This window comes from Sulfurimonas sp. HSL-1716 (genome assembly GCF_039645975.1).
GTDB lineage: Bacteria > Campylobacterota > Campylobacteria > Campylobacterales > Sulfurimonadaceae > Hydrocurvibacter > Hydrocurvibacter sulfurireducens.
Window position 1 is genome coordinate 1,035,785 of sequence record NZ_CP147918.1, and the last position, 14,832, is coordinate 1,050,616.

The 14,832-nt window shown below is 36.6% G+C and carries 17 protein-coding genes; 9 read left to right on the plus strand and 8 right to left on the minus strand.

Annotated features, from left to right (window positions below; all coding sequences use genetic code 11):
• Window positions 1-6: 6 nt before the first annotated feature.
• Genes WCY03_RS05325 through mobB form a run of 5 tightly spaced genes read right to left on the minus strand, consistent with a single transcriptional unit; the run spans window position 7 to window position 4,497 of the window.
• Window positions 7-1,014: a hypothetical protein gene (locus WCY03_RS05325; RefSeq protein ID WP_345993961.1), complete on the minus strand. Its 1,008-nt coding sequence runs from the start codon at window positions 1,012-1,014 to the stop codon at window positions 7-9.
• Window positions 1,011-2,960, minus strand: coding sequence for a methionine--tRNA ligase (gene metG / locus WCY03_RS05330; RefSeq protein WP_345993962.1), 1,950 nt, complete (start codon window positions 2,958-2,960; stop codon window positions 1,011-1,013). Before metG ends, WCY03_RS05325 begins: the two co-directional genes overlap by 4 nt.
• A 15-nt stretch (window positions 2,961-2,975) precedes the next feature.
• Window positions 2,976-3,173 (minus strand): hypothetical protein, encoded by a 198-nt coding sequence (locus tag WCY03_RS05335; RefSeq protein WP_345993963.1) that lies wholly within the window; start codon window positions 3,171-3,173, stop codon window positions 2,976-2,978.
• Complete coding sequence (locus WCY03_RS05340; protein ID WP_345993964.1) at window positions 3,154-3,993, minus strand: class 1 fructose-bisphosphatase; 840 nt, start codon at window positions 3,991-3,993, stop codon at window positions 3,154-3,156. The genes WCY03_RS05335 and WCY03_RS05340 overlap by 20 nt, the downstream gene beginning before the upstream one ends.
• A complete protein-coding gene (gene mobB, locus WCY03_RS05345; protein ID WP_345993965.1) occupies window positions 3,994-4,497 on the minus strand; it encodes a molybdopterin-guanine dinucleotide biosynthesis protein B in 504 nt (167 codons plus the stop codon).
• 83 nt (window positions 4,498-4,580) lie between these two features.
• Here mobB and WCY03_RS05350 point away from each other — a divergent pair, with 83 nt between their 5' ends.
• Complete coding sequence (locus tag WCY03_RS05350) at window positions 4,581-5,084, plus strand: hypothetical protein (protein ID WP_345993966.1); 504 nt, start codon at window positions 4,581-4,583, stop codon at window positions 5,082-5,084.
• Here the strand turns inward: WCY03_RS05350 and WCY03_RS05355 are convergent.
• From WCY03_RS05355 to gltX, 3 genes are read right to left on the minus strand one after another with little or no spacing between them, the layout of a single operon-like run.
• Window positions 5,023-6,639 (minus strand): lytic transglycosylase domain-containing protein, encoded by a 1,617-nt coding sequence (locus WCY03_RS05355; RefSeq protein ID WP_345993967.1) that lies wholly within the window; start codon window positions 6,637-6,639, stop codon window positions 5,023-5,025. The genes WCY03_RS05350 and WCY03_RS05355 overlap by 62 nt on opposite strands.
• Window positions 6,640-6,921 carry a YggT family protein gene (locus tag WCY03_RS05360; RefSeq protein WP_345993968.1) on the minus strand — a complete coding sequence of 94 codons (282 nt, stop codon included), beginning with the start codon at window positions 6,919-6,921 and terminating at the stop codon, window positions 6,640-6,642.
• Complete coding sequence (gene gltX, locus WCY03_RS05365) at window positions 6,918-8,216, minus strand: glutamate--tRNA ligase (RefSeq protein WP_345993969.1); 1,299 nt, start codon at window positions 8,214-8,216, stop codon at window positions 6,918-6,920. Before gltX ends, WCY03_RS05360 begins: the two co-directional genes overlap by 4 nt.
• 661 nt (window positions 8,217-8,877) lie before the next feature.
• On the opposite strand from gltX, the gene WCY03_RS05370 reads away from it, so the two are divergent.
• The 8 genes from WCY03_RS05370 to WCY03_RS05405 all read left to right on the plus strand — a co-directional run bounded on the left by WCY03_RS05370 (window position 8,878) and on the right by WCY03_RS05405 (window position 14,776).
• Window positions 8,878-9,114, plus strand: coding sequence for a hypothetical protein (locus WCY03_RS05370; protein ID WP_345992396.1), 237 nt, complete (start codon window positions 8,878-8,880; stop codon window positions 9,112-9,114).
• A gap of 186 nt (window positions 9,115-9,300) precedes the next feature.
• On the plus strand, window positions 9,301-9,513 hold the full coding sequence (locus WCY03_RS05375; protein ID WP_345993970.1) for a hypothetical protein: 213 nt from the start codon (window positions 9,301-9,303) through the stop codon (window positions 9,511-9,513).
• Window positions 9,501-10,364 carry a hypothetical protein gene (locus WCY03_RS05380; protein WP_345992393.1) on the plus strand — a complete coding sequence of 288 codons (864 nt, stop codon included), beginning with the start codon at window positions 9,501-9,503 and terminating at the stop codon, window positions 10,362-10,364. The genes WCY03_RS05375 and WCY03_RS05380 overlap by 13 nt, the downstream gene beginning before the upstream one ends.
• Before the next feature lie 63 nt (window positions 10,365-10,427).
• Entirely contained in the window at window positions 10,428-11,429 is a 1,002-nt protein-coding gene (locus WCY03_RS05385; RefSeq protein ID WP_345993971.1) for a hypothetical protein, read from the plus strand.
• Window positions 11,430-11,539: 110 nt separating this feature from the next.
• Window positions 11,540-11,803 carry a hypothetical protein gene (locus WCY03_RS05390; protein WP_345993972.1) on the plus strand — a complete coding sequence of 88 codons (264 nt, stop codon included), beginning with the start codon at window positions 11,540-11,542 and terminating at the stop codon, window positions 11,801-11,803.
• Between the two features lie 295 nt (window positions 11,804-12,098).
• A complete protein-coding gene (locus WCY03_RS05395; protein WP_345992389.1) occupies window positions 12,099-12,317 on the plus strand; it encodes a hypothetical protein in 219 nt (72 codons plus the stop codon).
• Window positions 12,314-12,856: a hypothetical protein gene (locus tag WCY03_RS05400; RefSeq protein ID WP_345992387.1), complete on the plus strand. Its 543-nt coding sequence runs from the start codon at window positions 12,314-12,316 to the stop codon at window positions 12,854-12,856. Before WCY03_RS05395 ends, WCY03_RS05400 begins: the two co-directional genes overlap by 4 nt.
• A gap of 231 nt (window positions 12,857-13,087) precedes the next feature.
• Window positions 13,088-14,776, plus strand: coding sequence for a hypothetical protein (locus WCY03_RS05405; RefSeq protein ID WP_345992385.1), 1,689 nt, complete (start codon window positions 13,088-13,090; stop codon window positions 14,774-14,776).
• The last annotated feature ends 56 nt before the right edge of the window (window positions 14,777-14,832 follow it).

The window sequence follows — 14,832 nt, forward strand, 5'->3', positions numbered from 1 at the left end:
TCTCCGTTAAAAGTCTAAAGTCAGTTGTCTCTGTTTTTTTACAAAAAAACTTTTTTCAAGCAGACTTTTATTCTGCTCGGCAATGAGAGCAAAATGAAAGTTCACATCTCTTAATATATCGATTATATCAAGTTGAGTGTTATATGTATATATATTTTGCGTATTTTGCATATTCTTTTTTTTACCGGAGGGGATGATGTATATGATCTTTGCCCAGTTCGCCTGTGTCTGTAAAAAATCGATCTGAGAGCCTATGAGTTCAAAACTCGGTTCGAATATCAGGACCTTGTCGCTTGTGCCGAACTCTTTGGCTTCAAAGTTTTTGTTTGTAAATACGGCTTCAAAATGGTTTATTGTACTAAAAGAGGTGATCCTGAAGTTTATCTTCTGTGTTTTAAACATATGCAGCAGTATCTCCAGATAAGGGATGAAAAAAGGCGATAAAAGCTGTCTTTCGTAGTATTTGTCTTCATAGATGAAGGAGGTTTCAAAGAGGGTCTGTTCGATGATGTTTATTTTGGAAGCCGCGAGTTTTGGCATACTCTTTGGATTGACGAATATCTCTTTATATGCCAGACGGGAAGAGAAGAGAACGACGGAATCTTCATTCATTTCCCACAACTCTTTAAAAGTCTCGTAAATGTCGCCGTTTAAGATCTTTAACGTGGAATCCGTCATGATCTGCAAAGCCAGTTTAATTGTTATCTCGTCACACTCGTAAGCGGTAAGATTTTTATCCAGGATATGAAATCTGAGTATACGTGAAAGAGCTGCGGCAACGTCGTCTACCTTTATCCACGCTATCTCGTTGTCCGTTATCTGCGTCGGAGAATCAAATACGATCCCGTATGCTCCGTTTGCGATGGCAAGCTCTATGTCCGCGTTGTTCCTGGCGATAAAAAGAGAACCTCTTTTGAGGTTTTTTGCCTCAATAGATATGCCGCTAAACGAAGTTACGTAGGGAGTGTTTAGAAGAGCAGCATTCGTTAATGCTATAACGTTTTCTAATCTCATCCAATCGGCGTGCCCGCTTTTTTAGGTTTCTCCGGTCTGATGAGAGAAAGTCCGTTTTCATCTTTTGCGGCTAAAAGCATCCCTTCAGAAAGCAATCCCATAAGTTTTGCAGGTTTGAGGTTTGCCACGACGCACACTTGTGTGTCTACAAGTGCTTCAGGCTCGTAAAATTCTCTAATACCTGCTAATATCTGGCGGGGAACTTCCTCTCCTACATCGACCTTGAGCTGTATGAGCTTTTTACTTTTAGGCACTTCGGCAGCTTCTAATACGGTTCCTATTTTAAGAGATGTTTCGAAGAACTGTCCGATCTCTATTAAGTTGTCGTCTTCTACGGTAGTCTCTTTTTTTGCTTCCATTTTTTTAGGTTCGGGTTTTAGCTCAGCTTTGGGTTCGAGTGTTTTAGGTGCTTCTTGCATCAAAGGTTCCTCGACACGCGGGAACAAAGGAGGTACCTGTTTTATGACGAACGGTTTTAAGAGCGCTTTGTCTAAAACAATATCTCTGTAAGATTCTGTATCTATGACAAATCCTAAAGCGTCTGCTATGATCGAAGTCGTGCTAGGCATAACGGGATGCAGTACTATAGAAGCTTTTGCAAGGACGTTAGCTATCAGGGCGACCGTCGCCAGCGCTTCATCTTTTCTCTCCTCTTTCATCTTGACCCATGGAGCGTGTTCCTCTATGGCTTTGTTGCCGATGCTGAAAAGCTTCCACAGCTCTTCAAGGTATCTGTGAGGCTGAAGATTATCTATAAAACCGTTCAAAGAATCGAGTATGCCGTTTGCTTCATCCAGCTCTTTTGAGTGGTATTTGATCACGTCCGCACTGTCGATATGAAACTCGGAATATTTGCCGCTCATTCCGATGATGCGGTTTAGAAGGTTGCCCAGATCGTTGCTGAGATCGGAGTTGATACGGTCTATGAACGCACGCTGGGAAAAGTCGCCGTCTTGTCCGAAAGGGACTTCTCTGAGCATGAAATATCTGAAATTTTCTAATCCGTACGCTTCACTCACCTCTCTTGGAGATACTACGTTGCCTTTGGATTTGCTCATCTTTTCACCGTCACGCGTCCACCATCCGTGTGCACCGATATGCTTTGGAAGAGGCATATCCAGACTCATTAAAAATGCAGGCCAGTAGATGGCATGAAAACGTAGAATATCTTTGCCCACAAGATGCATATCCGCGGGCCAGAATGTCATATTTTTCTCATCCGTACCGTAACCAAGGGCGGTCACGTAGTTTAAAAGTGCGTCCAGCCAGACGTACATGACATGTTTTTCATCATTGAGCGATTCGGGAAGTTTCACGCCCCAGCTGAAACTCGTACGCGTTACGGAGAGGTCGTTAAGCCCGTTTTTAACGAAGTTTATGACTTCGTTTCTTTTAGAACGGGGGAGTATGAAATCGGGATTGTTCTCGTAATGTTCTAAAAGCTGTTTTTCATATTTTGAGAGCTTGAAAAAGTAGCTTTCCTCTTTTACGATGCTTGTGGATCGGCCGCAGTCGGGACAGAATTCACCGTCTAAAAGCTGAGTCTCGGGGAAAAAAGTTTCACAGCTGACACAGTAATGTCCTTCATATTCGCCTTTGTAGATGTCGTCTTTTTCGTACATCGTTTGAAAAGCCTTTTGAACTCCCTGCATATGATCGGCGTCGGTGGTTCTTATGAATTTGTCGTAGCTTATCCCGAACTCGTCCCACAGGTTTTTAAAAGAAGCACTTATCTCATCGGCGAACTCTTTTGTCGATCTGCCGCTTTTTTTTGCGGACTCTTCTATCTTTTGACCGTGTTCGTCCGTTCCCGTCAAAAAGAAAACATCGTCTCCCTTCAGTCTAGCGTATCTTGCAAGCGTATCGGCTATAAACGTCGTATATGCATGGCCTATGTGCGCCTCACCGTTTACGTAATAAATCGGTGTCGTTATGTAATTTTTCATAAAATCCCTATCCCTTTAAAATTCAAATCCGCCGGTTTGGCCTTTTGACATCGAGTCGTATACGGCCATGATATATCTGCTTCTTAGTTCGCAGCCGATATATTTTTCGCATTTACTGCATGTGTGAAGAGCCTGTTTTTCTTGACACTCGTTTACCTCTATTATCATCTTATCAAGATTCTCTTCGTAGATATCAGTTTGCTCTGTAGACATCTTTTACTCTTGATACTTCATACTTTGAACCAAAGAAACATGGCGAAGTGTCGTGCACGTGTGCGCATGTCAAATCCAAAAGTGCGTTTGTTCCGTCAATCGCCTCTCCGCCTGCTTTTTCGTAGATGAACGCGAACGGGAAGACTTCAAAAAGTTTGCGAAGTTTGCCCTCGGGTTTATCCGATGTTCCCGGATAGGAGAAGAGTCCCCCGCCTTTAAGCAGTATCTGATGCAGATCGGGAACCATCCCTCCCGAGTAGCGCAGTCTGTACCCCTCTTTAAAAAAGGAATCGACCAGTTCTTTGTGATAAGGCGCCCAGTTCTGCTGTGTTCCTCCGGGAGCGTTAAGCTTTCCTTTCTCTCCCAGCTGTATCTCTTTTACAAATTCAAAATCGCCGCTTTGAAGAAGGTAGAGCTTTACCTTATTCTCTGCAAAGACCATCTCGACACGAGGGCCGTAGACCACGTAGCAGGATGCGACCATATTTTTTGCGTCAAAACTGCCTTTGTAGATGCCGAAAATGGAACCGACGCTTAGATTGACGTCGATGAGTGACGAACCGTCAAGAGGATCGTAAGCGATGAAATAGGGCGCGTCGTCTCTGAACTTCATTGCATCTTCTTTCTCTTCGCTTGCGATCGTGTTTACGGAGGAAACGCTGCTAAACTCCTCTTCGATGATCATGTCGCATTTTATGTCGAGCTGAAGCTGTGTTTCGCCCGAGCTGTTTTCAGACTGCGAATACCCTATGTCCTTTACATCGATAGCGTTTTTAATGCGTTTTGCACTTCTTTGGATGGCGTCAAATATATCTCTCAATTAAACTTCCTTTGCGTTTTTAAATATCCATTCTATGACTTTGTCAGCGTCGTTTAAATCCAGTACGTCGACACCGTTTGGCAGATTGTATTCGTTAATGTCAATGCTGCCGTCGATAGCCAGTGCGTTCATATAATTAAAATAATCTTCGTCGATCATGTTTCTAAAAACGCTGATCCTCGGCAAAGGAAGGTTCTTTAATCCCTCGACCAGCAATACGTCGAATTTGTCAAAAATCCGTATCATCTCATCAAGCTCGTTGTGTCTTTGAGAGAAGTAGGTCGTTCTGCTTGGAGAGGTTACGATGACCTCTGCGCCCGTATCGGAAAATTTGTAGCTGTCCTTGCCTTCGACATCAAACCTTGCCTTGTCTTTTGGATCATGTTTAATGATCGCGACCTCTTTGTTATGTTCGTGTATAAGCTTTCTTGCCACTTTTAAAATGAGTGTCGTTTTGCCGCTGTTTGATGGACCCGTAAATGCGATTGCTATTCTTTTATTCATGGAGAGATTATACTTAATCCTCATTAAAAAGTTGTTTAATCGATTTATAGATATAATTGCTTACTTAAATATCAGGTTTGTATATGCGTATTTTTTTTCATACAGGTATCATTTTTATCGTAATTTCATTATTTTCTGGCTGCGCCCGTACGAACGCTTTTACAAGGTTTGATTTCAGCAAAGTAAAAGAGCGGGCAACTTCAAGTCTCAGGACATCTAAGATAAACAGAGGTGATCAGATATACGGAGTTTTCTCCAGTGTCTATCTCAATGAGGTCATACCTGAAAAATACAACGGGATGGAGTACTTTTACATCACGATATATACAAAAGACGGTGCCAAGCTTTTTGATCCGAATCTTTTGGATAAACGAAAAATGACGTTAAGGCTCAACGGGAAGCTTCCCGTAAAAATAAAGAAGTTGGAAAGTGGCGGTAAATTTGAAGGACTGATACCACTCAATAACAACTGGAACAGCTACTATCTCGTAGCGTTCGATGAAGATGACAGCGAAAAGCTTTCACTTACTTTGCAAAGCGGTTATTTTTATTCTCAGCCTTTAATTTATCGAAAAGGTGAACAATAGAGATATTCTGTCCCATTATCTTTTTGTACATCACATAGTTTGCCAAAACTTTTTTCCCGTACTCGCGGCTTTCGACGTTGGACATCGTATCCATACTTAAAAAGGGCTCATATTTTTTGTCCGTGAATTTGCCTGATCTTATATATTTTCTTACGAATCCAAGCCCTGCGTTGTATGCGTAAGCTTTTAAAAGAGGGCTGTCAAGCTGTGTGTCGAGCCACTCCAGATGTTTTGCCGCGTAAGAGATATTGTTTTTGGGCTCGAACATATCACTGTAGCAGGTGATCTTGTTGGGCATCTTTTCTTTTAGGATATCGACTAAAAACGGCATGAGCTGCATCAATCCCAGTGCATATGAAGATGAGATCGCCGAAGGTATAAAATGGCTTTCCTGACGCATCAAAGCATACATAAAAGCACGTTCGTCTTTTGGCAGGCACTCCGTATGTTTCATATAGGGCATGATAAATCCATGCACTCTGTATGCATAGGCACGTTCAAGCATAAATGTCTTGATCGGTAAGAGATCTGGTTGATTGAACTTGTTTGCCAGCTTAAAGAGATTATTTTTCGGTGCCGCTTTGATCATATTTCTGATGTCGAGCCATACAAAGGGATCTTTGATGTTTTTTTCATATGCATTGACGGGTAATGATTCTTGCTTCTCCGTAAAATAGTTTTGTACTTTCATATGCAGTATCTCTTTGGCATATAAGGTATATACGTTTATATCCATGCTCAAAGAGACCTGTTTTAGATATCTCTTGTCGTTTGTTATCAGGTATTTCCAAAAGAGGGCTTTGTCTCTGTTTATCTGATGACCGGCTTTCTTGTAAGAGGTGTCCAGATAGGCAAGGGCTTCCTCTTTCTTCTCATGTTTGAGATAGTTCATTGCAAGCATAAAGTTGCTTCCGGCTGTTAACTTGTCGCCGTTCATGAGCAAAAACGATTCTTGCAGTTTATCCATATTGTCATTGGTGACCGTTAAGTCTATCAATCTTGAGATCTTCCATGATTTTGCTAAGAAATTTACAAACGCTTTGCTGTATCTGCGATTGAAGTTTTTTTCTCTGAACTGTTTGCCGGTATCGATCATTACCGTTAAAACAAGGGTCGGATCATATTGAAAGAGAGCTTTTTCGCTCATGTCCGAACTCATCAGCGCGAGATACTCTTTTGTCTTTTTCACAAAGACTCTGCCGATAAGTTTTTTTCTCTGTTCTTTTGTAAAGTATGTTGCTTTGGCAGGGGAGATGGCTATCTGCAGACAGTTGTCGTCACCTGTTTTTAGAAGCTCGTCGATCTTCATGGTCATACATTTTGCAACATACCTGACATCTTTAGAATCACTTTTTTTAGCATAGGTCAAAAACAGTTTTCTGTTTACGTTTTGTATCTGCGCAAATGCTTTGTCGGCCTCTTTTGCAGAGATGTCCTGCTGAAGAAACTGCCAGATCATAAAGTTTTTTGCTCTTGAAGCAGGTTTGGAATCGATCTGCTCAAGTGTTATTTGAGCGCAGAGCAGGGTGCTAAGCAGTAAGATCCAGAGTTTCATCTAATAAAGCAGACTTCGCACAACCGCTTGAATGACGACCATAATGACCTGCAAAGCTATTACGATAATAAGCGGCGCAAGGTCGATACCGTTAAAAACGGTCGGAATGTAGCGTCTGGTGAGTTTATACGCCGGCTCGGTAAGACGGTACAGTATCTGCACAATCGGGTTGTGCGGATCGGGATTTACCCATGTTAAAAGCGCAGCTATGATAATAATCCAGATATAGATATTGATAAGGTTTACTAAAATACCGACAAGTCCTATGATCAATTCGCTCATTTTACTATCTCCTTCATATAATTTTTGAGATGAGGGTAAAGGTCTGAAAGCTCAGGCCCGTGCTCTGCACCAGTCATAAGAAGACGCAAAGGTTTAAAAAAGTTTTTGCCTTTTAATCCCGTCTGCTCCATTATATAAGATTTGAAACCATCGTATTCTTCAAAGAACGGAGCGTTCTTTATGATCTCTTTTATCTTTTGTGCAGCTTCAAAAAACTCGTCAGCAACCTCTTTTTCCGCAAAAATAGGTGATATCTTCTCTCTCAGCTCTTTTAATGTGCTGATCTCTTCAAGAAATATTTTTGCGACTTTGCCTATATCTTCATCGGCGAATCCGACGTAGCGTGAAAGCTCTTTTGCATCGAGCATTTTCAGATGTTCACGGTTAAGGAACTTCAGTTTTGTCATATCAAAACGGGCAGGGGCTTTTGAAATGGAGTTTATGTCAAACCACTCTACGGCTTCATCCAGCGTGAATATCTCTTTTGGAGTCTTATTGCCTATAAGGATGAGATAGTTGGCTATGGCAGACGGGAGGAATCCCTCTTCAAACATCCATTTTACGCTTGAAGCATTATCACGCTTGCTCATCTTTTTGCCCTCGTCGTTGAGTATGATGGGAAGGTGAGCGTATTGAATCTTTTTTTCATATCCAAGCGCATCTCTGATGGCGACTTGCTTTGGAGTGTTGCTCATATGGTCTTCTCCGCGGATAACGAGCGAAATGTCACCCAGCATATCATCGACTGCACATGCAAAGTTATATGTCGGCGTCTTGTCCTGGCGCATGATTATGAAACTGTCTATATCATCGGGCGAAAACGTTATGCTGCCTTTGATAAGATCGTCTATGACGATCTCTTTTTCGGGTTTTCTCAGGCGGACAACGAAAGGATTCGGATTGTCTATGGTCTCTTCGGCGGAAAGTTCAACGCATGCTCCGTCATAACGGTACGCTTTTTTTGCATTTTTCGCTTCATCTCTTTTTTTCTCCAAAATCTCAGGCTTGCAAAAACAGTTAAAGGCTTTTTTGTCATGCAGAAGCTGGAGTGCCATCATACTGTGGAATCTGAAGTTATTGCTTTGATAGACAAGCTCTTTATATTCTATGCCAAACACGCCCAGAATATCCAGTATCTCTTTGTCTTTCCCCTCGATATTACGTTCTTTGTCGGTATCCTCGATACGAACCAGCAGCACTTCATCTCTTTGTTTTGAAACTATGTAGTTAAACAGGGCAACGCGAAGATTGCCGATATGCATATCTCCTGTCGGACTTGGGGCAAATCGTAACATAAAAATTCCTAAATATTTTTATGAGATTGTATCTAATTTTTGGTATATATAAGTTTAATCTTCAGTGAAATATGTGCAGGATCTCTTTTTCGTTGCGGTTGTATATATTGACGAAGTGGTGACTCCAAGGGGAGGGTCACTCCATCACTTTCCAGCCCAATTTTAGGGCCCTTAATTGAGTATCACAACTCTCGTGTGTACAAATTTGTGTACAAAATTTATATACCGATTCTATCCTTTTTTCTCTTGAAATGTCAAGAAACTACACTAATTATTTTTATAAACTTCACTTATAATTTTAGAAACCATATATTTAGAAAAAAACTTTTTTTTGTAAGGTTTATAACAATGTAAGGACTATTAGTCTTTAAATAAAAGAAAAAAGGAGAGAAAAATAAAAAAATAAGTAAAAGCATAGAGAGAGTGACAGCTATACTCTCATCATATTAGCTCGAGTTTGTGTGTTCAAAGTGACATACTATTCATAATATAAATACTCTGCTGATCGTGCATTGTGTGTTCATTTTAATAGGGTTTTCGGTATATGTTCCCACTATAAAAACTATACTTGTCTAATTTTTTTGCGCTGTACACATAATTATTATTATGTCCTTCTAGGACTCTTTTTAATGAAGTAGTAAATCAATAAAAGGAGGCCATTATGCCACATAAACTACATTTCGAATTTTACGGTGATAAATATTTTATCAATGTTGCAAAAAAAACTTTGCTTATCGTAAATATAAAAAACCTTAGTCGTCAATTCTACTATTTAGATGGATTACATATCGGAGATGCTTGGATTATTTTAGAAGCAACGCTCTCTTCAATAGATGCCATTATCTGGGAATTTGAAGATATAGATATCAATTTTAAGTATTCTAAGAAGGTTAAGTGATATGGCATTCAAAAAAAATGATGTAAAAAGATTATCTCACATCTTTGAATGTTCTGAACAGGATGTTCACTCTGCACTTTACATGTGTACTGCTTATCTGAAAGAGAACAATATAAACACTTATACAGTGGCACGGACCATAAGTATTCTTGCTGATAAATTACAAAAAACACGAAAGAAAAAGATGTGGTTGAATATCCGGATTTTGATATGAAGCACATTGTAGTTAGAAAATATCGAGCTGACATTGTTGAACTTTATAATTCAACAATTGGAACATTAAAAGGTTGGGGATGGATTACAGCAGAATTACAAAGGCTACATAATATAAAAGTCTCTCGACAAACAATCAGGGCCTATATACAAAAATATCAGGAGTGGCAATTATGGCAAACTTAAAAGGAAGTACATTTTCGAAACAAATAGTGAATGCAAAAATACGCATAGAAGCTCGAGGTATTGGTAGGTATCAAAAACAAGATTTACATCTTACCCATAGCAACGCCCTAGCCTTGAAGCGAGACTATTGGTTGAAATCTTTTGCAGAGTATGCGAGTTCTTTGAAGTTAAATGAGACGAAATTAAACAACTATATGAATAATCAGATTGTTAATGATTTTCTTACTCTAAAAACAGCTCACTTAAGTCAAAAATCTGCAATCAATTTTATCAGAGGATTTTCAGCTTTAGTGGATGCTTTGAAAAGTACAGGAGTCACTGCTAATGTAGATAAAAATGTCTTCGATTTACATGTAAATAAGGTCAAGCAAAGCAAGCGAAATCAGCAAAAAACACAGAATAGAGATATTAAAGATATAGAAAGTGTAATCAACGAGTTATATGAAATTAACCCATCTTTTGCTGCTATGGCAAAGTTGCAAAGCAGTTTGGGTCTTAGAGTGTCAGAAGGAATAGAACTTTTAAAAAATTCAGACCAGTATATTAAACAAGACAATGCTATTCAAGGGTTGGTCGGTAAAGGTAATCATGTGTACGAACCAAAGCCATTAACGATGGAATTACGACAATTATTAAAGCAAAATCAAACAGTAAGCTACCAGTCTTACCAAAACGCTTTAAAATCTTTGGGTTTGACAAGTCATAGAATGCGTTTCACCTATGTCAGAAACCGTATGGAACAGCTTTTAAAGACAACAAGCTATAAAGAAGCCCTTGCTATTGTGTCAAAAGAGATAAATCATGTAAGACCAAGCATTACAGCCTGGTATCTTTCCCAAACTTCTTTCTAATTTCAAAAATCAAAAAAATTTTTACAGTTTACAACATAGATATCTTCCTTTAAGGACCTATCTATGTTTGACACTATACAAGAGCGTTTACAGTTTATCTCGGGCTTCATAAAAGAGAAAAAGATACAAGAAGAAAATAATGATTTCCCCACCTCCTTGTATCCTTATACTGACTTCTCGGACACATTGACATTTGCACCTATGACAACAAATGCGTTCCATAGTTACTGCAATATTTACAGAGATTATGCGGATGAAAGAACAAATAATTTTTTGGATAAAGCGTATGTAATAAAAAGAGAAAATGATCGTTATATATGTGGTATGCGAGAATTACATGACACACAAGAGAAGGCACAAAGAGCAGAAGTACAAAATCTAATGAGCTCAATGGAAGCACACGCAGACGAGTTTACTCTTGAACCGTATATGCTGACGCTTACTTTAACAAATGAAGAATTGAAAAGTAAAAGTTCGAATGTATCGTTTTTAGAACACGCAACTGTAGTATATGATCAAGTGAAAATTCTAAGATATTTTATGAAATTGATTTATTCAGATCGCTTGACAAAGTACAAAATGCCAAACTTTTTTTGGATGCGAATGCTAGAGTTCACCAAGATCGGAAATGCTCATTTGCACGAAGCTTTGTATATCAAGAGAGATAACCTAATAGATATGATAGAACTAATCGGCAGAAAATGGCTGGACTTCCCACTTGTTGGTAGAACACATCTTACTGTTGATCCGCGCTCGTGGAAAGAGATATCAAGAAAACTTGAATACAAAAGAATCAGTACAAATGAGTACCTTTTAGTGGATTATTCACATGTAAAATTCTTTGAAAAAGGCCATCAGGATGCAGGTAAAGGCTTCATAATAAGAGTGCTTACAAAGAGGAAAGAATCCAATAAACAGTCAAAAAAAGCTGTCAGCAGATACATAATGAAATATCTGCTCAAGACTCGATCAAGTGAACATACAAAAGCATCATTACAGAGAGCAGTATTTAGTTTTTTACGAATTAACCATTTAGTTTCAAACGGGGAGTACTGTTTTCATTAACAAAGTTTCGGGCGATTAAAAACAAGCTGATTAAAGAACAAGTCATATCCAAGGAAGACAAACATAGCTTATATACACTTGCAAAAATGCAAAGGAGAGGTAAACTGAAAGTGAGAGATCATTATGAGTTTACCTCTTTTGGAAGTTTCCAGTGGAAAGCTTCCAAAACAGATTTTGTGCCATTGCCACAAGATCTTTTAGGCTATAACTTTAAAAACTTTCAGGGGCATCTGATCCCTGGCAAGTTCTACGATCAAGATTATTGGAAAGCTTTTTTTACAATAAGAGTCATTGATGTTATTTTTGAAGACAAAGTATTTAAAATATATCTTGAACCGCAATACGAAATAGTTTACTCTTGGTTGTTGGAGTAGTCCGAGTGACACCATCTCTTTTGGTGTTAAATAACATAAAAAGAGATGGTGAAACGAAATCTATTCATAAAGCATTATTTTGTCAGTAAGAGAAGGAAAATAATATATATAGTGCCGTAAATACTGTGTTTATTTTCTGTATAAGTTGTGAACGAAGTATAGTGAAAGATGTACATAAAAAATTGATGAAATACTTTTTAGAAAGATGTTTATATTATTAATTAAAAAGTGACTCAAAAATCAGGTATCTTGAAAGATTTTGCTATAATAAGCAAATAAATGTAAAAGGTAATTTATGAATGATTCTACAATGATGGTTATTGCACTTTTGACATTAATGGTGACTGCTATTGGTGTGTTTTACACTTACAAGTCATTTACGAAAAAGGATCCGTCAACGGCCAAAGTAATTGGAATTGGTGATGCAACTAATGGTGATAAAGTTATGGGTGATAAAGTTGGTGGTGATAAAGTTATGGGTGATAAAATCGTCAATGAGAAAGATAAATCATGAGCTTATTTGATCATACAGAAGGAGATAATGTTCATGGTGATAAAGTCATTGGTGACAAAGTCATGGGTGATAAAAAGACCTATGTTCTTAACCATGTAGACTTAGATATTGGTATTTTAAAAGATATTTTAGAAAATAATCCTCTTGTTATAAAAGCATCACTTACTAAGTTGCATACGATTCCAAGTCAATTTGCTCCAGATGAAAGAACAATTCCTATCAGTGATAAAAATCTTCAGAATGGATTAGAAGAATTCTACGAAAACTTTATAAAAAGAATAGAACAAAAACTTTTGGCATTAGATAAATTTTTTCAAGAGAATGATTATGTAGATGATATTGAAAGTGCTGCTGATTCAATTAAGATGTTTATATTCACTTATGCCAATAGAAATAGTATGAAGTTAGAGCCTATGATTTTTAATGCAATCATTCAAGAACATACAAAGCCAATATCAGGTGGTCAAGAAAAAGGTATTATGAAACTCATAATATATTATTTATATAGATATTGTTATATAGGGCTTAAAGATGCCTAGATATATTATGACTCATAGAAGTAAAGATTTGAAGCGAAGTGTTTTGGTAGTGTCATATCATCTTATGATGGAAATGAAAACACATAAAGAATACAAATTAAATGATATGTATCAATATTTGAAAAATAAATTAAAAATACAACAAAAAGATTTTGTTTATACATTGAATTTTTTGTATATCTTAGGCAAGTTAGAATATATTAAAGCTGAAGACACAATAAGGTTATCTAAATGAAATTATCAAAAATATATTCAGATAATGAGAATTTTAAAAGCATAGTATTTAGAGATAGTATAAATTTTATCTTGTCAGATGATCATAGTGTTGGTAAAAGTACATTATTTAGTTTAATTGACTTTTGTTTGTTAAAAGGAAGTAAAGATTTCTTAAGCAGAGAACAATTTTCAAACTTTACATTTTACTTAGAATTGGAAGTAAATTCAAATAAATATTTGACAATAAAAAGACCAACTCGTGGTTCAAGCAATATTACAGCAAAGATTTTAGATCATAAAGATCTTTTACTAGATACTGATACATTTGATATTGTAGGTGGAGTCGAAGTAGTTAAAGCGTACATTCAAAAAAGCATAGGATTTTGTTTAGATGATTACCGACAATATGTGAGTTACTTTTTAAGAGATCAAGATAATCAAAGTGATGTTTTTAGGTTAAATAAATTTATAAGACAGAGAGATATTCATTATAAGCCAATAATTTCAAATCTATTAGGCATTGATGGAAACAAGATAAGAAGAAAATATGAACTTGATAATGAAATAGAAGAGATATCAAAACAAATTATTGTAAAAGAAAATGATTTAGGCAATTATAGAACTAAAGAATCTATTATAGAAGAAATATCTGTTTATGAAAAGCAATTAAGCGAAAAAGAAGAACTCTATGCTAATTTCGACTTTTATTTAAGTGAAAAGAATATAAGTAAAGAACTTATTAACAACATAGAAACAGAAATATCATTATTAAACCAAGAGCGAAACTCACTCAATAGAGAAATAGATTATATAAATAAATCTTTGGAAGAAGAAATAGCAATTGATGAAGAGGATATTAATGGTTTATTTGATGAAATGAAAGTTCTATTTCCTACAGATTTAAAAAAGAACTATACCAGTGTCATTGCTTTTAACAAACAAATTTTGGAAGAAAGAATAGTAGTATTTAAAGAAAATAAGACAGAATTTTTAGCACAAATTGAAAATATTGAAAAAGAATTACTTGGTTTGAATGAAGAGAGAAGTAAGATCCTATCTGTATTAAAAAATACAGATACAATGGCCAAATTCAAAGAGTTAGAAAAAGAAATCATTAATTTTAGAACAAAGATAGAAGTTCACAAAGATAGATTAAATATTTTTGATGAGATACAACTAATGAAAGAAACTTTAACTTCTAGACGAGAAGAGCTTAGTAAGACAATTCAAGAAAATAAAAGAATAATAACTAGTCCATTTATAACTCAATTGAAATCTAATTTAATTAAATACGGTAAGCTTGTTTTTAATAGAGAATTGGCTTTTTCAATAGGATTTAATACTTCAGATAATATTGAATTTGACTTGAAGGTAGAAAATAGTCAAGGTTTTGATAATGCTTTAGATGAAGGGCATACGCTTAAAAAGCTTTTATGTTTTGTTTTTGCTGCTGCACTGGCAGAATCATATAAAGATAAAGAGTTCATAAAATTTGTTGCTTTTGATAGTCCTTTTGATGGTGATAAAAATACATATCAAGATGGTGTGTATACTGCCATCAAAGAATTAGGTGCAAAAAATATTCAAACGATTATTACTACAGTATCTGAGGTTGTTAATAATGCAACTAATCTACAAGAGATTAAAGATAATTATGTTGTTAGATATTTAAGTGAAACAGATAAATTAATAGGCGATTTTTAAGTATAGATCACTTATCTTTTTAGGTGAATCTATTTGTATTATTTATAAGGAAATAT

What these genes read in the sequence shown, in the direction of transcription:
- WCY03_RS05325 (WP_345993961.1), bottom strand. Translation starts at nt 1,014, where the DNA reads ATGAGATTAGAAAACGTTATAGCATTAACGAATGCTGCTCTTCTAAAC.
- metG (WP_345993962.1), bottom strand. Translation starts at nt 2,960, where the DNA reads ATGAAAAATTACATAACGACACCGATTTATTACGTAAACGGTGAGGCG.
- WCY03_RS05335 (WP_345993963.1), bottom strand. Translation starts at nt 3,173, where the DNA reads ATGTCTACAGAGCAAACTGATATCTACGAAGAGAATCTTGATAAGATG.
- mobB (WP_345993965.1), bottom strand. Translation starts at nt 4,497, where the DNA reads ATGAATAAAAGAATAGCAATCGCATTTACGGGTCCATCAAACAGCGGC.
- WCY03_RS05350 (WP_345993966.1), top strand. Translation starts at nt 4,581, where the DNA reads ATGCGTATTTTTTTTCATACAGGTATCATTTTTATCGTAATTTCATTA.
- WCY03_RS05355 (WP_345993967.1), bottom strand. Translation starts at nt 6,639, where the DNA reads ATGAAACTCTGGATCTTACTGCTTAGCACCCTGCTCTGCGCTCAAATA.
- WCY03_RS05360 (WP_345993968.1), bottom strand. Translation starts at nt 6,921, where the DNA reads ATGAGCGAATTGATCATAGGACTTGTCGGTATTTTAGTAAACCTTATC.
- gltX (WP_345993969.1), bottom strand. Translation starts at nt 8,216, where the DNA reads ATGTTACGATTTGCCCCAAGTCCGACAGGAGATATGCATATCGGCAAT.
- WCY03_RS05370 (WP_345992396.1), top strand. Translation starts at nt 8,878, where the DNA reads ATGCCACATAAACTACATTTCGAATTTTACGGTGATAAATATTTTATC.
- WCY03_RS05380 (WP_345992393.1), top strand. Translation starts at nt 9,501, where the DNA reads ATGGCAAACTTAAAAGGAAGTACATTTTCGAAACAAATAGTGAATGCA.
- WCY03_RS05385 (WP_345993971.1), top strand. Translation starts at nt 10,428, where the DNA reads ATGTTTGACACTATACAAGAGCGTTTACAGTTTATCTCGGGCTTCATA.
- WCY03_RS05395 (WP_345992389.1), top strand. Translation starts at nt 12,099, where the DNA reads ATGAATGATTCTACAATGATGGTTATTGCACTTTTGACATTAATGGTG.
- WCY03_RS05400 (WP_345992387.1), top strand. Translation starts at nt 12,314, where the DNA reads ATGAGCTTATTTGATCATACAGAAGGAGATAATGTTCATGGTGATAAA.
- WCY03_RS05405 (WP_345992385.1), top strand. Translation starts at nt 13,088, where the DNA reads ATGAAATTATCAAAAATATATTCAGATAATGAGAATTTTAAAAGCATA.